The following is a 22,091-nucleotide window of genomic DNA, read 5'->3' on the forward strand; positions in this document are numbered from 1 at the left end:
TCCTCCCATGCGACGACAGTCCGAGACATTGCTGCTGGTGCCGCTGCTGCCGATCTTCCTGGTCGGGATGTTTCCGATGTTCCTGATCGCCCTGCTCGGATTTTTCGGCCTCGCCCTGTTCGGCGTGCTCGTGATCTGCGTCGGACTCGCCAGCAGCAACGAAGCCCACGACAATTTCAATCACGACGTCATCGTGCACGGCTACGCGCGCGGATCGGAGCGCGCGGCGCGGGCCTCCGACATGCATCTCGCCGCGCGGCTCGGGCTGCGGCTGGAGGCGGTCGGTGCCGCGATGATCATCGTGGCGGCGATCGGCTTCGTCTACGCCGGCTGATCTGCGTGCCGCGCAGATACCGCCCGGCAAACTCGCCGGTTGCTCTCCCGGACGAGGTTCAGGCAAGACAAGGCCGCCCAATGACGCCCGCGTTCTCGCGCGGCCAACAGACACCGGGGAGATGATTGATGCTCAAATTCTATTTCAACGGATCGCCGAACCCGACCAAGGTCGCGCTTTATCTCGAAGAGACCGGCCTGCCCTTCGAGCCGATGAAGATCGATACCCGCACGGGCGAACAGTTCACGCCGGACTATCTGAAGATCAATCCGAACGCCAAGGTGCCGGCGATCGACGACAACGGCACGATCGTGTTCGATTCCAATGCCATCCTGCTCTACCTCGCCGAGAAGACCGGCAAGTTCCTGCCCGCCGCCAATGTGCGCGGCGAGACGCTGTCATGGCTGATGTTCATCGCGACCGGCGTCGGGCCGTATTCGGGCCAGGCCGTGCACTTCAAGCATTTCGCGCCGAAGGACCAGAACCACGACTACGCCCATAACCGCTACCAGTACGAGACCGATCGCCACTACAGGATTCTCGACGGTCACCTCGCAGGCCGCCGCTATATGGTCGGCGACAGCTATTCGATCGTCGACATGGCGCTGTGGGGCTGGGCGCGGATGGTGCCGTTCAAGCTCGGCGACGACGCCTTTGCGCGATACCCGAACGTGAAGCGGCTCGTCGACGAGATCTCGGCGCGGCCGGCGGCGGCGCGCGCCATCGCGCTGAAGGACAAGTTCGCCTTCAAGGCCGAGATGGACGACGAGGCACGCAGCAACATGTTCAAGCACATGACGACCAAGGTCGCCTGACCGCGCCACCACGCCAGTCGAGGCCACGCGCACGCGCGTGGCCTTTGCCTTGAGGCTCAGGCGGCGTGGACCGAACTCAGGAACTTCCTGACCTCTTGCTTCAGCCGGTTGCTGTCTGAAGACAGCGAGCGCGCTGCCGACAGCACCTGCGAGGACGCCGAGCCGGTCTCGGAAGCGCCGCGCTGGACGTCGCCGATATTGGTCGAGACGCGCTGCGTGCCATGGGCGGCCTGCTGGACGTTGCGGGATATCTCCTGCGTCGCCGCGCCCTGCTGTTCCACGGCGGCGGCAACCGCCGAGGAGATTTCCGACAGCCGCTCGATGGTGCCGCTGATCTCCCTGATGGAGCCGACCGACTGCTCGGTCGCGGCCTGGATGCTCGCAATCTGCTGGCCGATCTCGCCGGTCGCCTTCGCGGTCTGCTCGGCCAGCGCCTTGACCTCGGAGGCAACCACCGCAAAGCCGCGGCCGGCTTCGCCCGCGCGCGCGGCCTCGATGGTGGCATTCAGCGCCAGCAGGTTGGTCTGGCCGGCAATCGTGTTGATCAGCTCGACCACGTCGCCGATCCGGGCCGCGGCCTTGGAGAGCTCGCCGACGCGATCGTTGGTCCGGCTCGCCTGCCCCACGGCATCGCTGGCGATGCGCGCGGATTCCTGCACCTGACGCGCGATCTCGGACACCGAGGAAGAGAGCTCCTCGGTCGCCGACGCCACCGCCTGCACGTTTGTCGAGGCCTCCTGCGACGCCGAGGCCACCTCGGTCGACAGATTCTGGGCGTGGGTGGCCGTTGTAGTCAGCGTGCTGGCGGAAGCTTCGAGCTCGCTCGATGCCGACGACACGGTGTCCACGATCTCGCCGACCGCGCGCTCGAACTGGTCAGCCAGGTTTCTCATGTCGGCCTTGCGGCTCTCCGCCTGCCGCGCTTCGGTCTCGACCTGCTCGTGGCGCAGACGCTCGGTCTCGACCATGCTGTCCTTGAACACCTGGATCGCCTTGGCCATGTCGCCGATCTCGTCGCGATTTCCCCGGCCGGGAATTTCGACCTTGAGATCGCCGCCGGCAAGTGCGCCCATCGCGCGGGTCATGGTGGTCAACGGCCCGGCGATGCTGCGCCCGATCAGGAAGGCAACGATGCCGCCGAACACGACGGCAAGAGCGCCGGCGATCCCCTGGATCAATGTCGTGTTCGAGATGACGCCATCGGCGAGCGTACGCGACTTCTGGTAATCGGCCTTCAGCCCGGTTTCCGCGACCTTCAACTTGTCGACGCTCTCGGCGATCACGGGCGCGATATTGTTGCGGTAGATTTCGTCGGCCTCGAGGATCGCCGCAGAGGTCGTCTCGAACGCCGCCTTGTAGGCCGACAGCGAGGTCTTGACCGGCCCGAGCGCAGCCTTGACCTCGTCCGGCAGTCCTTCCTTCTCCAGCGACACGAGGCGCTGCTGCGCCCGGTCGGCGTTGGCCCGGAAGGTGGTCGGCCCCTTGACGTCCCGCACGGCGAGGAAACGCCAGTTTGCGACACGGACCAGCAGGATCTTGGATTCGAGGTCGGCAACGGAGCTGGTCACGTAGGTATCACCGGTCGCGGCCGCCGCCGCGACCACCTTGCCGGTGTTGGCGGTCAGCTCGTCGCCGCCGGCGAGCAGAGCGGCCTTGCCCTTGGTCGTCTCGTTGACGGCGGCGCCCATGCGCTCGCGCAGGGACTTCATCTTCTCGATATCGCCGACGAGGCCGTTGTAGATCTTGAGCCGCTCCTCGGAGATCGTCGACTTGGCCGCAGCCTTCAACAGCTCGACCGTTGCCGCCTCGCGCTCCGCGGCTTCCTTGAAGGCGGGTTCGTTGGCGTCATAGATATAACGCAGGTTGGCGCGCCTGAGCGCCTGGAGGTTGATGGAGATTTCCTGGACGCGCGCCGTATTATCCGAGAGCGAGGAGAGGCGCGCCATCTGGGCCTGCACGGCCCACAAATTCCAGACCGCGACCACGGCCATGATCAAACCCACGGCCACCAGAAGCGAAAATCCAACGTAAAGACGACCCCGGATCTTCAAACGCAGGCTCGGCATCTCGGCATCCATCCATTGAGAGAGAAGAGGAGCAGCCGATATTTCTTGTGATTGCAGGAGGCGCCGCCAGGCGCAACTTCCACCATCAGGGATTCGTGCTGCTACGCCACAATGGGGAACAATCGTTAATCGAGGCTCTATTTTACCGGTGTCGAATACGGAGAGGCCGCCGGGAAGTCGGACAAAAGCGACGCGCCGCCGGCAGGTTTGCCGAACAAGAATTGAGCAGGTCCACGCGCATCGGCGTGGACCTTTGGCTTTTGGGTTGCCTTTTGAGGCGTCCGCGCGGCTCAGGCGGCGTGGACCGAATTCAGGAACTTCCCAACCTCGAGCTTGAGGCGGTTGCTGTCCGCCGACAGCGAGCGCGCAGCCGAGAGCACCTGCGAGGAGGCCGAGCCGGTCTCCGACGCCCCGCGCTGCACGTCGCCGATATTGGTCGAGACGCGCTGCGTGCCATGCGCGGCCTGCTGGACGTTGCGGGAGATCTCCTGCGTCGCCGCGCCCTGCTGCTCCACGGCAGCCGCGACCGTCGACGAAATCTCCGACAGCCGCCCGATGGTGCCGCTGATCTCCCTGATCGAGCCGACCGACTCTTCCGTCGCGGCCTGAATGCTGGAGACCTGCTGGGCAATCTCGCCGGTGGCCTTCGCGGTCTGCTCGGCGAGCGCCTTCACCTCGGAAGCGACCACGGCAAAGCCGCGGCCGGCTTCGCCCGCACGCGCCGCCTCGATGGTGGCGTTCAGCGCCAACAGGTTGGTCTGGCCGGCGATGGTGCTGATCAACTCGACCACGTCGCCGATGCGAGCGGCGGCCTTGGAGAGCGCACCGACGCGCTCGTTGGTCCGGCTCGCCTGACCGACGGCCTCGCTCGCGATGCGGGCGGATTCCTGCACCTGGCGCGCGATCTCGCTGACCGAGGAGGAGAGCTCCTCGGTGGCCGAGGCAACCGCCTGCACGTTGGCCGTGGCTTCCTGCGAGGCGGACGCCACCTCGGTGGATAGATCCTGGGCACGCGAGGCGGTCGTGGTCAGGGTGCCGGCGGAGGCTTCGAGCTCGTTCGAGGCCGACGACACCGTGTTCACGATCTCGCCCACGGCCTGCTCGAACTGGTCGGCGAGCCTGACCATGTCAGCCTTGCGGCTCTCGGCCTGCCGCGCCTCGAGCTCGGTCTGCTCGTGGCGCAGGCGCTCGGTCTCGACCATGTTGTCCTTGAACACCTGGATCGCCTTGGCCATGTCGCCGATCTCGTCGGCCCGGCCGCGGCCGGGAATCTCGACCGCGAGATTGCCGCCGGCAAGCAGCCCCATCGCGCGCGTCATCGAGGTCAGGGGACCTGCGATGCTGCGGGCGATCAGGAAAGCGACGATGCCGCCGAACAGGACGGCAAGGCCGCCGGCGATCTCCTGGATCGTCGTCGTTCCGGCGATCACGGCTTCGGCGTTGGTGCGCGAATCCCTGTAGTCCTTCTTCAGGGTGGTTTCCGCGACCTTGAGCTTGCCGATGCTCTCGACGATGAGCGGGGCGAGGTTCTTGTGGTAGATCTCGTCGGCCTGGAGCATCGCGGCGGAGGTCGTCTCGAACGCGGATTTGTAGATTCCGAGCGAAGTCTTCACCGGCGCGAGCACGGTGCGCAAGTCCGCCGCCTGCGGGCTCTTTTCGAGCGCCGAGAGCCGTTGCGCCGCCCTGTCCACATTCGTCCTGAAATTCGCAGGTCCCTTGGTGTCGCGCAGCGCCAGGAAACGCCAGTTGGCGACTTGAACGAGAAGAAGCCTGGATTCGAGGTCGGCGACGAGGGCCGCGGTGTCTTCATCGGCGGATGCGCGTGCCGCATCGACCAGCTTGCCCATCTTGACGGTCAGCTCGTCGCCGCTCGGCAGCAGCGTCGCCTTGCCCGTTCTCGCCTCGTTGACGGCATCCCCGAGATTGTCACGCAGGCTCCGCATCCTGGCGATGTCGCCCATGAGGCCTTCGTAAAGCTTCCGCCGCTCCTCCGAAATCGTGCCCTTCGCTCCGACCTGCAGCAGCTCGGTCGCCGCGGCTTCCCGTTCCGAAGCTTCCTTCATCGCGGGTTCGCTGGCGTCGTAGATGTATCGCAGATTGGCCCGCTGGATCGCCTGGAGGTGGGTCGATATCTCCAGCACCCGTGCGGTGCTGTCCGAAAGCGCCGATTGCTTTGCGACCTGATCCTGCACGGCCTGCAAATTCCAGACGGCCACCACCGCCATCACGAGACCGACCACCACCAGGGCCATGAAGCCTGCGTACAGGCGCCCCCTGATCCGCAAACGAAACTTCGGCATTCCCACTGTCCACCCGGATGCATGTGAATTCGGGCGGACGAACAACTCCGGCGATCGTCGCGGCCACCCCCGGCAGCCGCGTTTCGCGCTTGACGCGATCCTCGCTGCACCGCGACACAATGCAGGACACTTATTAATTGAACCTTCTGATTTTTCGCGCATGTCTGCGCGAGCCCACACAAATTCTGCTGATTTTGTCGGCAGCTGCGTAAGGTTTTGGCGCATGGCCCGCAGGCGCATGCAGATCACTGCATGAAGCATCCCCACGGACGTTGGTCAGGCGGTCGCGTGCGTCATTTTGCCAGGCGCGCTCTCGAGCCACTTCCGGCGGAGGCGAGGCAACGCGCCTCGTCCCATCTCATTTTCGCCGGCGCGGCTTGTGCAGCTCGTAGGCAATCTCCGACCGGGTCATCCGAAAGTCCTGAAGCTCCCGTTCGGTCATGGCAGCGAGCTGACACAGGGCCCGGGACCGCTCCCGGCGGACCCGCATGATCTCCGTCAGCCTGCGCCAGGCCCGCACGACCATCGACGGATGGGATCGGCCGGCGGACGCGACGCGGCTCGAGCCGTTCAGCTCGCGGCCCTCACGCCCGCTTGCGGAAAAAGCCCCAGCGCTTTCTCGATCAGGACCGAGTCGCAATATTCCCTGATCTCCTTGATCTTGCCGTCCTCGAGACGAAACACCAGGCAATAGTCGTTGTCGTAGCGCACGCCCTCGGGGGTGACGTTGTCGCCCTTGGCTTCGACCACGACGACGTCGCCGTCGGCGATGAAGCGGTGGGCGACCGTGCGCGTGCGGTCGCGCAGGCGGGTGCGGACATAGCCGTGGAGGTCGTTGAGAATTGCCTCCTTGCCGGTGAAGGTCCGCGACCAGGAATACTGGCCGGTCACGACCCATTTGGCGTCGTCGGCAAGGCTTGCGGTGAACAGGCCGCGATCGCGCACGGCCGGATCGGGGGTGGCGGCGGCGGCGAAAATATCCTGCATCAGTTTCTTGTTGGCGCTCGCGCTCATGGCAGCATCTCCGTTTGGTGAGAACATGGAGATCATCGCGGCGTGACGAGAATTCTTCAAATCGATAGCGAATATGATATCTATTCGCCTCATGAATTTGAATTCGCTCGATCTCAATCTACTGACCGCGCTGGACGCGCTGCTGCGCGAGGCCAATGTGAGCCGCGCGGCCATGCGCATCGGCCTGTCGCAGCCGGCCGCGAGCCACGCGCTCCAGCGACTGCGCGACATCTTTGGCGATCCGCTGCTGGTCCGCACCGGCGTCCGGATGGAGCTGACGCCGCGGGCCCAAGCCCTGCGCGCGCCGCTGGCGCAGGCACTCGATCAGGTGCGCGGACTTTTCGTGCCTGACGATTTCGACGCGGCGCGCAGCGAGCGGCAATTCCGCCTGATGATGCCGGATCTCGCGGTCGAGCTGCTGATGCCGCCTTTGATGGAGAAGGTGACGCGCCTTGCGCCCAATGTCCGCATCGACGTCGTGCCGTGGCGGGGACCGGCGATCTTCCACGCCGAATTCGCCCGCACCATCGACCTCGTGATCTCGATCGGCAACGCCTTCAAGGGATTTCACCGGCAATTGCTCTACACCGACAGCGACGCGCTGGCGGTGCGACGCGGCCATCCCATGGGAGCGAAGCTGAAGCGGCGCGAGGCGTTCCTGGCCGCACGCCATGTCGGCGTGATCATCCGCGGCAACAGTGAGGATCTGATCGACACCTGGCTGCGCACCAAGGGCATCGAGCGGCACATCACGCTGGTCGTGTCAGGCTATCTCGAAGCGCTGCATGTCGCCGCCCGCACTGACCTCGTCGCCTTCGTGCCGCGCCGGCTGATCGCGGCGCTGTCGAAACAATTCGGCCTCGTCGCGGTGACGCCGCCGTTCGACCCCGGCATCGACGAACAGTTCATGTTCCACCCGACGCGGGCGCAGATGGATCCGGGATCAATCTGGCTGCGGCGGCTGATGCTGGAGACGGGACGGGAGTTGGAGCAAGCCAAGCGCAAGCTCTCGTAGGGTGGGCAAAGCGGAAGCGTGCCCACCATCTGTCTTCCCCGTGGAAAGATGGTGGGCACAGCGCTTTGCGCCTTTGCCCACCCTACGAGACTGCGCGCTAGGTAGATTGCCGTCTCGACAAATCCGCTGTCGTCCCGGACAAGCGCAGTCCTGGGCAACGCGAAGCTTTGCCCAGAGCGAAGCGCCGATCCGGGATCCATAACCACAGGACGAGGTTTGGCGAGGACTCGTGGTTGCCAGCTCGCGCTACAACTTCTCCCTGGGGTTATGGGTCCCGGGTCTGCGCTTACGCTTGCCCGGGACGACAGGGAATATGTAGCCGCTCCTACGCCTTCTGCGCGTCCATCACCTTGCGCACAGCGGGGCGGTCGGACATGCGCTTGAAATGATCGGCGATCTTCGGCGTGGCGTTGATGTCGACGCTGTCGCCTTCGAGCCAGGTCGAGAGCGTGTAGAGATAGGGATCGCAGATCGTGAACTGATCGCCCATCACAAAGGGTCCCCTAAACATCTTCTGCTCGATCAGCTTGAAGCAGGCGGCCATGGTCTTCGGAACCATCGCCTTCATGTCGGCGAACGAGCTCTCCTCCGTCGCCCAGCGCGCGCCACGCATCTTGTGGGCATGGTTGATGTGCACGGTCGAGCAGAGGTAGGAGTTGAACGACTGAACTTGCGCGAAGTCGAAGGGATCATCGAGCGGCGCGAGCTTCGCCTTCGGGAAGGTCTGCGCGAGATAGGCCAGCATCGCCGGCGTCTCGGTCAGGACGCCGCGATCGGTCACCAGGGCCGGCACGCGGCCCTTCGGGTTGATCGCGAGATAGTCCGGGCTGCTCTGCTGGTTGTCCTTGAAGCTCAGCCGTTCAGCCGTGTAGTCGGCGCCGGCCTCCTCCAGGGTTATGTAGGTGGCGAGCGCGCAGGTGCCGGTGGCGTAGTAGAGCTTGAGCATGTCGGACCTCATGGGAAAGTTGGAAATTAACGGCTGCCGGCTGCCAGGTCTATAGCACGGCTTTCTCTGTGTTTGCTCTTCGCAGTTGCCCACCGCCGTCCGCCTGTGCCAAGACGCCCCAATCGGAGGGGCTTTCTCATGACCGTACTCATCGCGGGCGGCGGCATCGGCGGGTTGACGCTCGCGCTCAGCCTGCACCAGATCGGCGTTCCCGTAAAAGTGTTCGAGAGCGTCGCGGAACTGAAGCCGCTCGGCGTCGGCATCAACGTGCTGCCGCATGCGGTGCGCGAGCTGATCGAGCTCGGGCTGATGGACAAGCTCGACGCCAGCGGCGTCCGCACGCGCGAGCTCGCCTATTTCTCCAAGTACGGCAAGCCGATCTGGAGCGAGCCGCGCGGCCTGGAGGCCGGCTACAAATGGCCGCAATTTTCGATCCATCGCGGCACGCTGCAGCAGCTCCTGCTCGACACCGCGGTCGAGCGGCTGGGCCGCGACAACATCCTGACCAGCCACCATCTGACCGGCTGGTCCGAGACGGCGAACGGCGTCCGCGCCGACTTCATCGACAAGGCCACCGGGAAGCCGGCAGGCACCTATGAAGGCGCGATCATGATCGCCGCCGACGGCATCCATTCCGCCGCGCGCGAAAAGCTCTATCCAGGCGAAGGCCCGCCGATCTGGAACGGCCGCATCCTCTGGCGCGGCGTCACGCCGGCAAAGGCCTTCCTGACCGGCCGTACCATGATCATGGCCGGGCACGAGATCCTGAAATTCGTCTGCTATCCGATTTCGAAGGAGCCGGATGCGTCCGGCAACCATTTGATCAACTGGGTCGCCGAGCGCCACATGCCGCCGACCTATCAGTGGCGGCGTGAAGACTATAACCGCACCGCGCGGCTGGAGGAGTTCCTGCCCTGGTTCGAAAGCTGGCAGTTCGATTGGCTCGACGTGCCCGGCCTGATCAGGAACTGCCCGCACGCCTATGAATATCCGCTGGTCGACCGCGATCCGGTGTCGCAATGGACCTTTGGCAAGGTCACGCTGATGGGCGACGCCGCACATCCGATGTACCCGATCGGCTCGAACGGCGCCTCGCAGGCGATCCTCGACTCGCGCACCATCGCCCGCGAGATTTTGGCGCATGGCCCGACGACTGCCGCGCTGCTCGCCTATGAGGCCGAGCGTCGGCCCGCGACCACCGACCTCGTCCTGCTCAACCGCAAGAACGGCCCCGAGCAGGTGATGCAGCTGGTCGAAGAGCGCGCGCCGAATGGCTTTGGGGTCGTCACCGACGTGCTGTCGCAGAAGGAGCTGGAGGACATCGCCGCGAACTACAAGCGCGTTGCGGGGTTCCAGGTGGAAGCGCTGAATGCCAAGCCGCCGATCGTGAGCAGGGATGCGAAGCGCGCGGGGGCGTAACGCTATCGCTCAAAGGGAGATGCGCATGAATGTGCCCTCGCCCCTTGCGGGAGAGGGCAGCGACGCCGGTTGATGCAAACTCACTTGGGTGAGGGGTTGTCTCCGCGAGTCCAACTCGCAATTCAGACTCGCAGACAGAACCCCTCATCCGGCGCTTCGCACCACCTTCTCCCGCAAGGGGAGAAGGAAGATGGAGTGTGCGGCCAGTCTATTTGCCTACCACCCTTGCCGCTTCCAGCAGCCGCTCTGTCGCGCTCGCAGTCGCCAGCACCGTGCCGTCCTCCGACATCAGCTTCGCCTCGACGAACGCGATCGTCTTGCCGAGCTGCGTCACCCTGGCCTCTCCGACGATCGGTCCGGGCCTGGCGGGGCTGAGAAAATTCACGGTCATGCTGATCGTCGTGGTGTAGAGTCGGCCCTCGCTCATCACCAGAACGGCGGGACCCATGGTGTCGTCGAGCATGGCCGAGAGCATGCCGCCCTGGATGAAGCCCGCTGGATTGCAGAACTCCGGCTTGCCCTCGAAGGCGAGCTTGATCCAGCCCTCCTCCGGCCGGGCGTCGAGCAGGCGCCATCCCAAGAGCTCGGCACAGGGTGGCCTCGGAAAATTGTCGAGCGCGGTCTTGACCATTGGCAGCCTCCGTTTCGCACCCCGATAGCGTAACGCTGCTGCCAGCGTGCTGTCAGGAGGATGGGCCCGCTGAAAGGCCGAGTGCGTGCGCGATCACCTTGCGCATGACGTTGGGCAGCGCTTCGTCCGCAAGGGTGGCGACCGGCACCCAGCGCATGCCCTCGGGCGCCCGCGTGCGGGCTTCGGCCTTCGCCGTGTAGACCACCAGCTCCAGCGGAAAATGCGTGAAGACGTGGGTGACGACACCCACCTTGCGCTGCCAACGCGACAGCCCCTTCAGCTCCGGCGCCTGCTGCTTCGCCGTCGCATCCTCCTGTCCGGCCAGCCAATCCGAACCCGGCACCTCAGTCATGCCGCCGAGCAGACCCTTTTCGGGCCGGCTGCGCACAAGCAGCTCCCCGCCACGCGTCACGACGAAGGCAGCGCCGCGCCTGAGCGTTCCGCTCTTCTTCGGCGCCTTGCGCGGAAAATTCTCCTGCGTGCCTTGCGTACGCGCGATGCAATCCTCGTTCAGCGGACACAGCGAGCAGGCCGGCTTCTTCGGCGTGCAGATCGAAGCGCCCAGATCCATCAGCGCCTGGGCGCTGTCACCGGCGCGGGAGTTGGCGAGCAGCGTTGCCGCCAGTTGCTGGATCAGCGGCTTGGCCTGCGGCAGTTCCTCTTCAACTGCAAAGAGCCGCGACACCACGCGCTCGATATTGCCGTCGACCGGCATGGTGTGGCGATCGAAGGCGATGGCGGCAATCGCTGCCGCCGTGTACGGCCCGATCCCCGGCAGCGCGCGCAGGCCTTCCTCGGTATCCGGAAACACGCCGCCATGCTCCCGCGTCACCGCGACCGCACAGGCATGGAGATTTCGTGCGCGCGAATAATAGCCGAGCCCGGCCCACATCCGCAGCACGTCATCCTGCGACGCCTGTCCCAGCGCCGTGACATCGGGCCAGCGCGCGACGAACTTTTCGAAATAGGGCCCGACCGCCTTCACCGTGGTCTGCTGGAGCATGATCTCCGACAGCCAGACGCGGTAAGCGTCCGACGTTTCTCCAGGCGCGGCGCGCCAGGGCAACCGGCGGCGATGGCGGTCGTACCAGGCGAGCAGCGCCACCGGGCGCGACAAGGCGTCCGGCCGAATGGGTTCCGACTTGGCCTTGAGGACGGATCTGGGGCTCATGCGCTCACTGTAGCGGCGTGACACCAATCTCTCCACGTCATGCCCGCGCTCGTCGCGGGCATCCACGTCTTTCTTCGCGGCGAAGAGCCTGTGGCTCGCACTGCGAGGTGCTATAAGGATCCATGTCCAAATTCCCACCCAAACCCGGCCCCATCAGCGCCAAGCCGCTCGGGATCCTGCTCAACGACGTCTTTGCCGAGGCCTATGCCAAGCAGGGTTTTGCCGCGCGCGAACTGGTGACGCGGTGGGCGCAGATTGCAGGGCCTGAGATCGCAGCCCATGCCGAGCCGCTGAAGATGCAATGGCCGCGGCCGGTCGAGGGCCAGCCGCAGGAGCCGGCAACCCTTGTGCTGCGGGTGGAGGGGCCGATGGCGCTGGAGATCCAGCACTCCGCGGACGTGATCTTGGAGCGGGTCAACCGCTTCTTCGGCTGGAGCGCGGTCGGCAAGCTGGCCTTCCGCCAGGCCCCCCTCTCGCGCGTCCGCCGGCCGGTCCGGCCTGGCCCCCCGGACGCCAAATCGGTGGCCAGGGAGGCGGAGCGCCTGGGCGACATCGAAGATGAACAGCTGAAGTCCGCGCTCGCCCGGCTCGGGGCCGCCATCAAGCGAAATTGAGCCTCATTCCGCTGCGAAACTGGACCCGTCCTTGCCGCTCGCCATTGCCTCAATCGACGTTTCAAGCTAGCGACAGGCCGCCCGGGCGGAACCCGGGCGAGACACGCCAATCCGGGAGCCGACCTTGATCATCACCCGCCGCGCCTTCACCACGATGCTGTCGCTGACCGGGCTTGCCGCGGTCGCCGGGTTCTCGCCGCTGCGGTTTATCTCCGAAGCGATGGCGCAGGCCGCCGGCGATGTCGCCAAGCCCGTGTCGCTGCCCGACATGGCGCTCGGCCCGAAGGACGCCCCCGTCACCATCACCGAATACGCCTCGATGACCTGCCCGCACTGCGCGGCCTTCAACGAACAGGTGTTCCCCAAGATCAAGTCGGAATACATCGACACCGGCAAGGTGCGTTACATCTTCCGCGAGTTCCCGCTCGACATCAAAGCCGCCGCCGGCTCGATGCTGTCGCGCTGCATCGCCAAGGACGACGCGCCGAAATATTTCGCGGTCACCGACATGCTGTTCCGCCAGCAGAGCGACTGGGTGATGAAGAACACCACCGAGACCCTGACGCGGATCGGCAAGCAGGCCGGCCTGACCCAGCAACAGGTCGAGGCCTGCCTGAAGGACCAGGCGCTGCTCGACAAGATCGCCGCCGACCAGAAATACGCCAGCGACGTGTTGAAGGTGGATTCGACGCCGACCTTCTTCATCAACGGCGAGAAGATCAAGGGCGAGGCCTCGTTCGAGGAGTTCGCCAAGAAGATCAATCCGCTGCTGAAGAGCTGATTCGCTCGTCAAGATCCTGATTCGCATCTCGAAAGCCGTATCATTCCCGGCATAAATCCCTTGGGAAAAGCGGCTTTCGCCGGTTGCCCTCGCGGCGCACCGCGGCCATTGTCCGCCGCATGAGGCGCCCCGCGCGACTCGCCCGGATAGCGACATTGCCTTCCATGGTATTGTCCCGGCAGGGGGATTCGCGCCTGCCAACAGAGATGCGTGCTTATGAAAATCACCCGCCTGCGCCTTCACGGCTTCAAGTCCTTCGTTGAGGCCACCGACTTCGTCATCGAGCCCGGCCTGACCGGCGTGGTCGGCCCCAACGGCTGCGGCAAATCGAATCTCGTCGAGGCGCTGCGCTGGGCGATGGGTGAGACCTCGTACAAGAGCCTGCGCGCCGCCGATATGGACGCGGTGATCTTCGCCGGCTCCGGCAACCGTCCCGCGCGCAACCACGCCGAAGTGACGATGACGATCGACAACGCCGATCGCACCGCCCCCGCGGCGATGAACGACAGCCAGCTGCTCGAAATCTCCCGCCGCATCGAGCGCGAGGCCGGCTCGGTCTACCGCATCAACGGCCGCGACGTGCGCGCCCGCGACGTGCAGATCCTGTTCGCCGATGCCGCCACCGGCGCGCGCTCGCCCGCTCTCGTCCACCAGGGCAAGATCGGCGAGATCATCCAGGCCAAGCCCGAGCAGCGCCGCCGCGTGCTGGAAGACGCCGCCGGCGTCGCCGGTCTGCACGCCCGCCGCCACGAGGCCGAGTTGCGGCTGAAGGCGGCCGAAACCAACCTCACCCGCGTCGAGGACGTGATCGGCCAGCTCTCCGGCCAGATGGAAGGCCTGAAGAAGCAGGCCCGCCAGGCCGTGCGTTATCGCGAGGTCGCGTCCAAGGTCCGCAAGGCCGAAGCCACGCTGTTCCATTTGCGCTGGATCGGCGCGCATGCCGACGTCAACGAGTCCGGCCAGACCCACGATCTCGCGGTGCGCGAGATGGCCGAGCGCACCCAGCACCAGGCCGAAGCCGCCCGCATCCAGGCCATCCGCGCCGCCGAAATGCCGGCGCTGCGCGACGCCGAAGCGCGCGCCGCGGCCGGGCTGCAGCGTCTGACCAATGCCCGCGAGCTGCTCGACCGCGAGGAAGAGCGCGCCAAGGAGCGCGTCGCCGAGCTCGAGCGTCGCCTCGCCCAGTTCGAAGGCGACATCTCGCGCGCCCAGCAGCAGACCATGGACGCCGACGTCGCGCTGCAGCGGCTCGACAGCGAAGATTCCGAGCTGAAGGAAGAGATCAAGTCGCGCGTCGAGAAGCGCTCCGGCGTCGACGAGCGCGTCGGCGAAGCCGAGGCGGTGCTGACCGAAACCGAGCAGCAGTTCGCCGAGCTCACCACCGCGCTCGCCGATCTCACCGCCAAGCGCAACCAGCTCGAGGCCAACGTCCGCACCCACCGCGACAAGCTCGCCCGTCTCGACCAGGAAATCGCGAACGTCGCCGCCGAAGAGCAGAAGCTCACCGAGGCGACCGGCGGCTTCGGCGATCTCGACGAGCTGACCGCGACGGTCGAAACCGCGGAGCAGACGCTGGCAGCTTCGGAAGCTGCGGCACAGGCGAGTGAAGCCGCGCACGTCGCGGCGCGTCAGATGCTGGAATCCTCGCGCTCGCCGCTGGTCGAAGCCGACAAGCGCGCACAGCGGCTCGAAACCGAGGCGCGCACGATCTCCAAGATCCTCAACGGCGAGACCAAGAATCTGTGGCCGCCGATCATCGACGGAATCACCGTCGACAAGGGTTTTGAAAAGGCGATCGGCGCCGCGCTCGGCGACGACCTCGATGCGCCCGTCGATCCCTCGGCGCCGATGCGCTGGACCAATGCCGGCGCGGTCACCGACGGCGATCCGGAACTGCCCGAAGGCGCCGTGCCGCTCGCCAATCACGTCCAGGCCCCGGCCGAGCTGACGCGCCGCCTGGCGCAGATCGGCGTGGTGCCGCGCGAGCGCGGTGCCGAGCTGGTCTCGCAGCTCAAGACCGGCCAGCGGCTGGTCTCGCCCGAGGGCGACGTCTGGCGCTGGGACGGCTTTGTCGCCGCGGCCCACGCCCCGACCGGCGCCGCACGGCGCCTCGCCGAGCGCGCCCGCCTCGTCGACATCGAGAACGAGCTGGAGCAGGCCCGCATCGACGCGCAGATCAAGCGCCAGGCGCTGGAGAATGCCGAGTCCGAATTGCAGATGGCGGCCAGCACGGAAGGTGCCAGCCGCGAAGCCTGGCGCGCCGCGCAGCGCGAGCTGAACGTCGCGCGTGAGCGCCATGCCGCCGCCGAGCGCGAGATCAGCCGCCACGCCGCGCGCAAGGCGACGCTGTCGGAAGCGCACAGCCGTCTCGCCGCCGACCGCGCCGAGGCCGAAGCCGCCTACGAATATGCCGAGGCCGGCATCAGCGAGCTGCCGTCGAGCGAGGACACCGAGACCCGTCTCGCCGCGGTCCGCAGCGACATCGAAGGTCATCGCCGCATGGCCGCCCAGGTCCGCGCCGAGGCGCAGGCGCTGGCGCGCGAGGCCGAGCTCGCCGACCGCCGCGTGCAGGCGATCCTCGCCGAACGCACCGAGTGGCAGAACCGCAAGGAGAGCGCGGCCTCCCACATCGACACCATCCAGGCCCGTATCGCCGAACTCACGATCGAGCGCAGCGACCTCGAAAACGCGCCGCAGGTGTTCGCCGAGAAGCGCAGCGCGCTGATCACCGAGATCGAATATGCGGAGAACGACCGCCGCATGGCCGCCGACGCGCTCGCCACCGCTGAGACCGCGATGGCCGAGACCGATCGCGTCGCCAAGCTGACCCTCGAAGCGCTCTCCAGCTCCCGCGAGGCCACCGCCCGCGCCGAGGAGCGCATGGAAGGCGCGCGGCGCCGGCTCGAGGACATCGAGCGCGAGATCCGCGACATGCTGGAAGTCGAGCCGCAGGCCGTCGCAGGTCTGGCCGAGATCGAGCCCGGCGCCGAGCTGCCGCCGCTGCACGACATCGAGGAAGACCTCGAAAAGATGCGCCGCGACCGCGAGCGCCTCGGGGCAGTCAATCTGCGCGCCGAGGAAGAGCTGCGCGAGGTCGAGACCCAGCACAACGGTCTCGTCACCGAGCGCGACGACCTGGTCGAAGCCATCAAGCGGCTGCGCCAGGGTATCCAGAGCCTCAACAAGGAAGCGCGCGAGCGGCTCTTGACCTCGTTCGAGGTCGTCAACAACCACTTCAAGCGCCTGTTCGTCGAACTGTTCGGCGGCGGCGAAGCTGCGCTGCACCTGATCGAGAGCGACGACCCGCTCGAAGCCGGTCTCGAAATCATCGCAAAACCGCCGGGCAAGAAGCCGCAGACGCTGTCGCTGCTCTCGGGTGGCGAGCAGGCGCTGACCGCGATGGCGCTCATCTTCGCGGTGTTCCTCACCAACCCTTCGCCGATCTGCGTGCTGGACGAAGTCGACGCGCCGCTCGACGACCACAACGTCGAACGGTACTGCAACCTGCTGCACGAAATGACCGGCTCGACCGACACGCGCTTCATCATCATCACGCACAATCCGATCACGATGGCGCGGATGAACCGTCTGTTCGGCGTCACCATGGCCGAGCGCGGCGTGTCGCAGCTGGTATCCGTCAGCCTGTCAGAGGCGGTGGACATTCTCGACCAGAACGTGGCGTGAACCAGCGCTCGCGCTACACCCATTGACGTCAACATCCGCGAAGGCGGATGATCCAGTACGCCGCGGCGTCTCGGTTGACGGCACTGTCTCGGAGTACTGGATGCCCCGCCTTCGCGGGGCATGACTGCGGATGATGATAGCCCCCACCCTCCCCGCCGAACTGAAAGCCGCGCTCGACGGCAAGCTCCAGGGCTTCTCCCGCACCGACGCGGCGCAGCGGTCGCAGAAGATCTCGACCACCTATCGCGCCGGCGGCGGCTCCGGCACGATCAAGTCCGAGGCCGACGCGCTCGCCTACGCGCTCGCGCGCATGCCGGCGACCTACGCCGCCGTTGCCGCGAGCCTGAATGCGCTGACCGGGATCGCACCAGATCTGGCTCCGGAAACCTTGCTCGACGTCGGCGCGGGCCCGGGCACCGCGAGCTGGGCCGCCGCGGAAGCCTTTCCGTCGCTACAGGATTTTACGCTGCTCGACGCCAACGCCACGCTGAGCCGGCTTGCGCTCGAACTGGCACGCGACAGCACGCGGCTGGCAGAGTGCCGCTATCTCCCGGGCGATGCCGGCGGCAACCTCGCTGAAGTCTCGCAAGCCGATCTCGTCGTTGCCAGCTACGTCATCGGCGAGGTCAGCGAAACCGATCAGCGCAAGCTCACGGAAGCCATGTGGGCCAAGGCGCGCCACGCGCTGGTGGTGATCGAGCCCGGCACGCCCGCCGGCTACGCCCGCATCCTCGCGCTACGCCAGCAGCTGATCGCGCAAGGCGCCTTCGTCGCCGCGCCCTGCCCGCACGAAAAGCCCTGCCCGCTAACCGCGCCCGACTGGTGCCATTTCAGCCAGCGCCTGCCCCGCTCCCAGGCACACCGCCAGATCAAAGGCGCCGAGGTGCCGTTCGAGGACGAGCGTTTTATTTACGTCGCGCTGACCCGCACGCCGCCCGCAATGCGCGCCGCGCGCGTGCTGGCGCCGCCGGATGTCGGCAAGGCCGAGATCACGGCGAAGCTCTGCACCGGGGACGGTGTCGTGCTGACGAAGGTCCCACGACGCGACAAGGCCGCTTATGCGGACGCCCGGCGTTGGCGCTGGGGTGACGCTGTCCTGTCCGAAAGTTAACCTCGTTCGGGGCTTTCGCCTTGAACTCGGATGGTTCCTCGACCGACCAAGCCTTACCTGCCCTTTCGCGCCGGGGCTCTCGCCCTGCGCCAATTTGGTTTAGGCTGCGCCCGCCTTCTTCCCCCTTCAGGAGTTCTCCATGTCGACCGGCTGGATCGTTCTCGGCGTCATCGTCGTTCTCGTGTTCCTGGCGTTCAGCGCCTACAACCGCCTGGTGGCGCTGAGCCAGCGCGTCGGTCAGGCCTTTGCCGATATTGACGTCCAGCTCAAGCAGCGCCACGACCTGATCCCGAACCTGGTCGAGACGGTGAAGGGTTATGCCTCGCATGAGCGCGGCACGCTCGACGACGTCATCAAGGCGCGCAATTCGGCGATGTCGGCGCAAGGGCCGGCGCAGGTGTCCGCCGCCGAGAACCAGCTCTCGGGCGCGCTCGGCCGGCTGATCGCGCTGTCGGAGGCCTATCCCGACCTCAAGGCCAACGCCAATTTCCAGCAACTTGCCAGCGAGCTCTCCGACCTCGAGAACAAGATCGCGGCGAGCCGCCGCTTCTTCAACAACGCGGTCCAGGAATACAACACCGGCATCCAGCAGATGCCCGCTGCCTTGTTCGCCGGCATGTTCGGCTTCACCAAGAAGGACTTCTTCGATCTCGGCGCCAGCCGCACCGAGGTCGAGGCGACGCCTCAGGTGAAGTTCTGATTGAACCGATAGGCCGGCAGGGCATCGCGTCATGGCCGCGTATGGTCTCTACACGCACATCGCCTCGAACAAGTTTCGTTCGATGCTGCTGCTCGGCGGCCTGTTCGCGCTGGTCTACGTGCTTGTCTATGCCGGCGCGCTGGTCGCCGAGGTCGTCATCAACGGCAATGGCACGGTCGCGTACTATCTGAGCCGCGCCTTCACCGACCTGCTCAAGGCCGCGCCCTTCGCGACGGTCGCGGCGGCGGTCTGGATCGTGATCGCCTATTTCTTCCACCAGTCGATGATCGACGCGGTGACCGGCGGCCACGACGTCACCAGGCAGGAGGAGCCGCGGCTCTATAATCTGCTCGAAAACCTCTGCATCTCGCGCGGCATCACCATGCCGAAGCTCAAGATCATGGAGAGCCCGGCGCTGAACGCGTTCGCGACCGGCCTCAATCCCAGGCAATATTCGATCACCGTCACCACGGGCCTCCTGAGCGCGCTGAACGACAAGGAGATCGAGGCGGTGCTGGGCCACGAGCTGACCCACATCAAGAACGGCGACGTGCAGCTGATGGTGGTCGCCGTCATCATCGCCGGCGTGGTCGGCTTCTTCGGCGAATTGTTCTTCCGCCTGTTCACCAATTTCAGCTGGAGCTCCGGTGGCGGGTCGTGGTCCTCCGGCTCGTCCTCGCGGTCGTCCTCGTCGTCGAGCGACAGCAAGAGCTCCGGGGGCGGCGCGGTGATCGTGATCATCATCGCGGTCGTGCTGATCGTGGTGGCCTGGCTGATGTCGCAGGTGGTGAAGCTCGCGCTATCGCGCTCGCGCGAATATCTCGCCGACGCCGGCTCCGTCGAGCTGACGAAGGACCCCGACGCCATGATCTCGGCTCTGCGCAAGATCGAGAACCGCGGCGAGTTGCCGGGCGCGACCTCGGCGGTGATGGAGCTTTGCGTCGACAATCCGCGCGAGGGCTTTGCCGATCTGTTCGCGACCCATCCCTCGGTGCAGTCCCGGGTCGACGCGCTGGTCAAGTTCGCCGGCGGCCGCGATCCCGGCCCGCTTCCGGACCCCGCTGAGGAGACGGACGAGCCGGAAGCGCAGGCGGACCCGCAGGACACGCCGCCGGTACCTCAGGGGCCGTGGAATGATGCGGGCGGCTCGGCCGCTCCGCCACCCGTGCCCGCACCCAGCCCTGCCGGAACCGCAGCCGGAAGCCCCGGCAATCCCATGGGGCCATGGGGCCGCCATTAAGACGGAATTCACGGCGAGTCACGGCGATTGGGAAAAACCTCGAGAATTGCCGCAACCAGGACCTGCGGAATTGAATTCTCCCTTGTTTCTGCCATGTTCGCGCCCAACAGCAGACTTGGGACATCCTTGGGACATCGATTTGGGGCCCGGCCGATTGCGACCTCGCGATCGGGGGCGCGCGTTAGGGGACAGCAATGGCAAAGCCGGCAGTGGTTGTGGTGGGCGCGGACAAGGGTGGGGTCGGCAAGACCACGGTATCGCGCACCTTGCTCGATTATTTCTCAGCCAACAACGTGCCGACGCGCGCCTTCGACACGGAGTCGCCGCGCGGAACCCTGAAGCGCTTCCACCCTGACATCACCGAGATCGTCGACATGACGACGACGTCGGACCAGATGAAGATTTTCGACACCCTCAACGCGGTGAGCCCGTCGGTGACGGTGATCGACGTTCGCGCCGGCCTGCTCTCGCCGGCGCTGGCCTCGCTGCGCGACATCGGCTTCCTCGACGCCGCCAAGGCCGGACAGATCACCTTTGCGGTGTTCCACATCCTCGGCCCCTCGATCGCCTCGCTGGAGGAGATCGCCGAGACCGCCGGCTTCATGACCGGCGCAAAATACTTCCTGGTGAAGAACTTCATCAACGACACCCAGTTCTTCCAGTGGGACCAGGCGACCTATAATTCCTACTTCCACCGCATCAAGGACGCCACCGAGCTGACCATCCCCAAGCTCAACGAAATGGCCTATGAGCAGGTCGAGGTGTCCTCCGTCCCGTTCCTGAAATTCGTCGCCAACAAGGGCATCAACGACGACGCCGCGAACTATTCGTTCGTGCTGCGCGGCTATGTCCGGCACTGGCTGGCCAATGTCTGGAGCGAGTTCGACCGGATCCGGCTGACCGACATCGTCGGCTCGAAACCCGCGACCCGCAACAGCGAAAAATAGTTGCGAAGCCCGGGCTGATACGGCTGGATTGGGCGTCGAGTTCGCCTGATATAACAGTCAATGCCCGTAACGCCCGTCTACATCATCTGCTCGCCCCGCCCGCAGGTCGGCAAGACCCTGCTGGCGCGGCTATTGAGCGAATTCCTGCTGCTCAAGAACGGCAACGTGGCGGCCTTCGACGTCAACCTGAAGGAGCCGTCGCTGCTCGATTACCTGCCGAAGGTGACCGAGACCGCCGACGTCGTCGACACCTACGGCAAGATGCAGCTGATGGACCGCGTCATCGTCGACGACGGCCTCGCCAAGGTCATCGACCTCGGCTTCCACGCCTTCGACGAGTTCTTCAAGATGACCGACGAGATCGGTTTGCTCAAGGAAGCGGCGCGCCGCCATGTCGCGCCCCAGATCCTGTTCATGGCCGACACCGACCGCGTCTCGGCCCGCGCCCATGAGATGCTGCGCGGGCAGATCCCGCGGATGAACCTGATCACCGTGGACAATGAGTATGTCATCCGCGGCGAGCTGCCGGCCGCGATGGCCGGCGGCCGGCTGTTCCGCCTGCCTGCGCTGCCGGGCTTCCTCAAGACCTATATCGACCGGCTGAACTTTTCCTTCACCGGCTACCTGCGCCAGGAGAAGGACGCCTCGACCGAGCTGCACCAATGGACGCGGCGCAATTACCTCGCCTTCCGCGAGCTGGAGCTGAGCCTCATCCTGCAGCGGTCGTAGAATTGATCCGGGCGAACTGACCGCCCGTCGCCGCTCAATGCCCCTCGAACGTCATCAGCGTGCGCACCGGCACGTCCATGGCGCGCAGCTTGGCGGCTCCGCCGAGCTCGGGCAGGTCGATGATGAAGCAGGCCGCGACCACGTTGGCGCCGATCTGGCGCAGCAGCTTCACCGCGCCCTCCGCGGTACCGCCGGTGGCGATGAGGTCGTCGACCAGGATCACGCGCTCGCCGGGTTGGATCGCGTCGACATGCATTTCCATCTCGTCGATGCCGTATTCGAGCGAATAGGCGATGCGCACCGTGGTGTGCGGCAGCTTGCCCTTCTTGCGGATCGGCACGAAGCCGGCGGAGAGCTGATGGGCCACCGCGCCGCCGATGATGAAGCCGCGCGCCTCCATGCCGGCGACCTTGTCGATCTTGTTGCCGGCCCAGGGATTGACGAGCTCGTCCACCGCGCGGCGGAACGCGCGCGCATCGGCGAGCAGGGTCGTGATGTCGCGGAACATGATCCCCGGCTTGGGATAGTCGGGGATGGTGCGAACGCTCGCCTTCAGGTCGTGGTCAAAGGTCAT

General features: G+C 65.9%; 19 protein-coding genes. 12 read left to right on the forward strand and 7 right to left on the reverse strand.

The features are described from left to right. The first annotated feature begins 7 nt into the window (after window positions 1-7). Both RAD15_RS19790 and RAD15_RS19795 read left to right on the forward strand, forming a co-directional pair. Window positions 8-334 carry a hypothetical protein gene (locus RAD15_RS19790; RefSeq protein ID WP_458179808.1) on the forward strand — a complete coding sequence of 109 codons (327 nt, stop codon included), beginning with the start codon at window positions 8-10 and terminating at the stop codon, window positions 332-334. 128 nt (window positions 335-462) lie between these two features. Continuing rightward, window positions 463-1,149, forward strand: coding sequence for a glutathione S-transferase family protein (locus RAD15_RS19795; RefSeq protein ID WP_458179809.1), 687 nt, complete (start codon window positions 463-465; stop codon window positions 1,147-1,149). 56 nt (window positions 1,150-1,205) lie between these two features. On the opposite strand, the gene RAD15_RS19800 is transcribed toward RAD15_RS19795, so the two are convergent. The 3 genes from RAD15_RS19800 to RAD15_RS19810 form a co-directional block, all read right to left on the reverse strand. Next, entirely contained in the window at window positions 1,206-3,215 is a 2,010-nt protein-coding gene (locus RAD15_RS19800) for a HAMP domain-containing methyl-accepting chemotaxis protein (protein WP_458179810.1), read from the reverse strand. Window positions 3,216-3,505: 290 nt separating this feature from the next. Further along, the gene (locus RAD15_RS19805) at window positions 3,506-5,515 is read right to left on the reverse strand and encodes a methyl-accepting chemotaxis protein (protein WP_458179811.1); all 2,010 of its coding nucleotides are present in this window, start codon (window positions 5,513-5,515) and stop codon (window positions 3,506-3,508) included. A 570-nt stretch (window positions 5,516-6,085) separates the two neighbouring features. Continuing rightward, window positions 6,086-6,529, reverse strand: a complete 444-nt coding sequence (locus RAD15_RS19810; protein WP_458179812.1) for a nuclear transport factor 2 family protein — start codon at window positions 6,527-6,529, stop codon at window positions 6,086-6,088. 91 nt (window positions 6,530-6,620) lie between these two features. Between RAD15_RS19810 and RAD15_RS19815 the strand changes: the two genes are divergently transcribed. Continuing rightward, window positions 6,621-7,544, forward strand: coding sequence for a LysR family transcriptional regulator (locus RAD15_RS19815; RefSeq protein ID WP_458179813.1), 924 nt, complete (start codon window positions 6,621-6,623; stop codon window positions 7,542-7,544). A gap of 325 nt (window positions 7,545-7,869) precedes the next feature. Here the strand turns inward: RAD15_RS19815 and RAD15_RS19820 are convergent, their stop codons facing one another. After that, window positions 7,870-8,490: a glutathione S-transferase family protein gene (locus RAD15_RS19820; RefSeq protein WP_458179814.1), complete on the reverse strand. Its 621-nt coding sequence runs from the start codon at window positions 8,488-8,490 to the stop codon at window positions 7,870-7,872. A gap of 138 nt (window positions 8,491-8,628) precedes the next feature. Between RAD15_RS19820 and RAD15_RS19825 the strand changes: the two genes are divergently transcribed. After that, entirely contained in the window at window positions 8,629-9,909 is a 1,281-nt protein-coding gene (locus tag RAD15_RS19825) for a flavin-dependent oxidoreductase (RefSeq protein ID WP_458179815.1), read from the forward strand. A 208-nt stretch (window positions 9,910-10,117) separates the two neighbouring features. Here RAD15_RS19825 and RAD15_RS19830 read toward each other — a convergent pair whose 3' ends face one another. Further along, window positions 10,118-10,540 (reverse strand): PaaI family thioesterase, encoded by a 423-nt coding sequence (locus RAD15_RS19830; RefSeq protein ID WP_458179817.1) that lies wholly within the window; start codon window positions 10,538-10,540, stop codon window positions 10,118-10,120. A 52-nt stretch (window positions 10,541-10,592) separates the two neighbouring features. Then, window positions 10,593-11,711 carry an A/G-specific adenine glycosylase gene (mutY, locus tag RAD15_RS19835; RefSeq protein ID WP_458179819.1) on the reverse strand — a complete coding sequence of 373 codons (1,119 nt, stop codon included), beginning with the start codon at window positions 11,709-11,711 and terminating at the stop codon, window positions 10,593-10,595. A 122-nt stretch (window positions 11,712-11,833) separates the two neighbouring features. Here mutY and RAD15_RS19840 point away from each other — a divergent pair, with 122 nt between their 5' ends. From RAD15_RS19840 to RAD15_RS19875, 8 genes are all read left to right on the forward strand, one after another. Continuing rightward, window positions 11,834-12,325 (forward strand): DUF721 domain-containing protein, encoded by a 492-nt coding sequence (locus RAD15_RS19840; protein WP_458179820.1) that lies wholly within the window; start codon window positions 11,834-11,836, stop codon window positions 12,323-12,325. 124 nt (window positions 12,326-12,449) lie between these two features. Further along, complete coding sequence (locus RAD15_RS19845) at window positions 12,450-13,106, forward strand: DsbA family protein (RefSeq protein ID WP_458179821.1); 657 nt, start codon at window positions 12,450-12,452, stop codon at window positions 13,104-13,106. A 216-nt stretch (window positions 13,107-13,322) separates the two neighbouring features. Next, on the forward strand, window positions 13,323-16,790 hold the full coding sequence (smc, locus tag RAD15_RS19850) for a chromosome segregation protein SMC (RefSeq protein WP_458179823.1): 3,468 nt from the start codon (window positions 13,323-13,325) through the stop codon (window positions 16,788-16,790). 130 nt (window positions 16,791-16,920) lie between these two features. Next, on the forward strand, window positions 16,921-17,901 hold the full coding sequence (locus tag RAD15_RS19855) for a small ribosomal subunit Rsm22 family protein (protein ID WP_458179824.1): 981 nt from the start codon (window positions 16,921-16,923) through the stop codon (window positions 17,899-17,901). Window positions 17,902-18,040: 139 nt separating this feature from the next. Further along, a complete protein-coding gene (locus RAD15_RS19860) occupies window positions 18,041-18,601 on the forward strand; it encodes a LemA family protein (protein ID WP_208085111.1) in 561 nt (186 codons plus the stop codon). 31 nt (window positions 18,602-18,632) lie between these two features. Beyond that, window positions 18,633-19,841 carry a M48 family metallopeptidase gene (locus tag RAD15_RS19865; protein WP_458179825.1) on the forward strand — a complete coding sequence of 403 codons (1,209 nt, stop codon included), beginning with the start codon at window positions 18,633-18,635 and terminating at the stop codon, window positions 19,839-19,841. Window positions 19,842-20,035: 194 nt separating this feature from the next. Next, on the forward strand, window positions 20,036-20,788 hold the full coding sequence (locus tag RAD15_RS19870; RefSeq protein ID WP_246921811.1) for a P-loop NTPase family protein: 753 nt from the start codon (window positions 20,036-20,038) through the stop codon (window positions 20,786-20,788). Between the two features lie 60 nt (window positions 20,789-20,848). Further along, on the forward strand, window positions 20,849-21,517 hold the full coding sequence (locus RAD15_RS19875) for a hypothetical protein (protein ID WP_458179826.1): 669 nt from the start codon (window positions 20,849-20,851) through the stop codon (window positions 21,515-21,517). 34 nt (window positions 21,518-21,551) lie between these two features. Here RAD15_RS19875 and RAD15_RS19880 read toward each other — a convergent pair whose 3' ends face one another. Continuing rightward, window positions 21,552-22,091, reverse strand: a complete 540-nt coding sequence (locus RAD15_RS19880; protein WP_011085277.1) for an adenine phosphoribosyltransferase — start codon at window positions 22,089-22,091, stop codon at window positions 21,552-21,554.

Source organism: Bradyrhizobium sp. 14AA, from assembly GCF_054185205.1.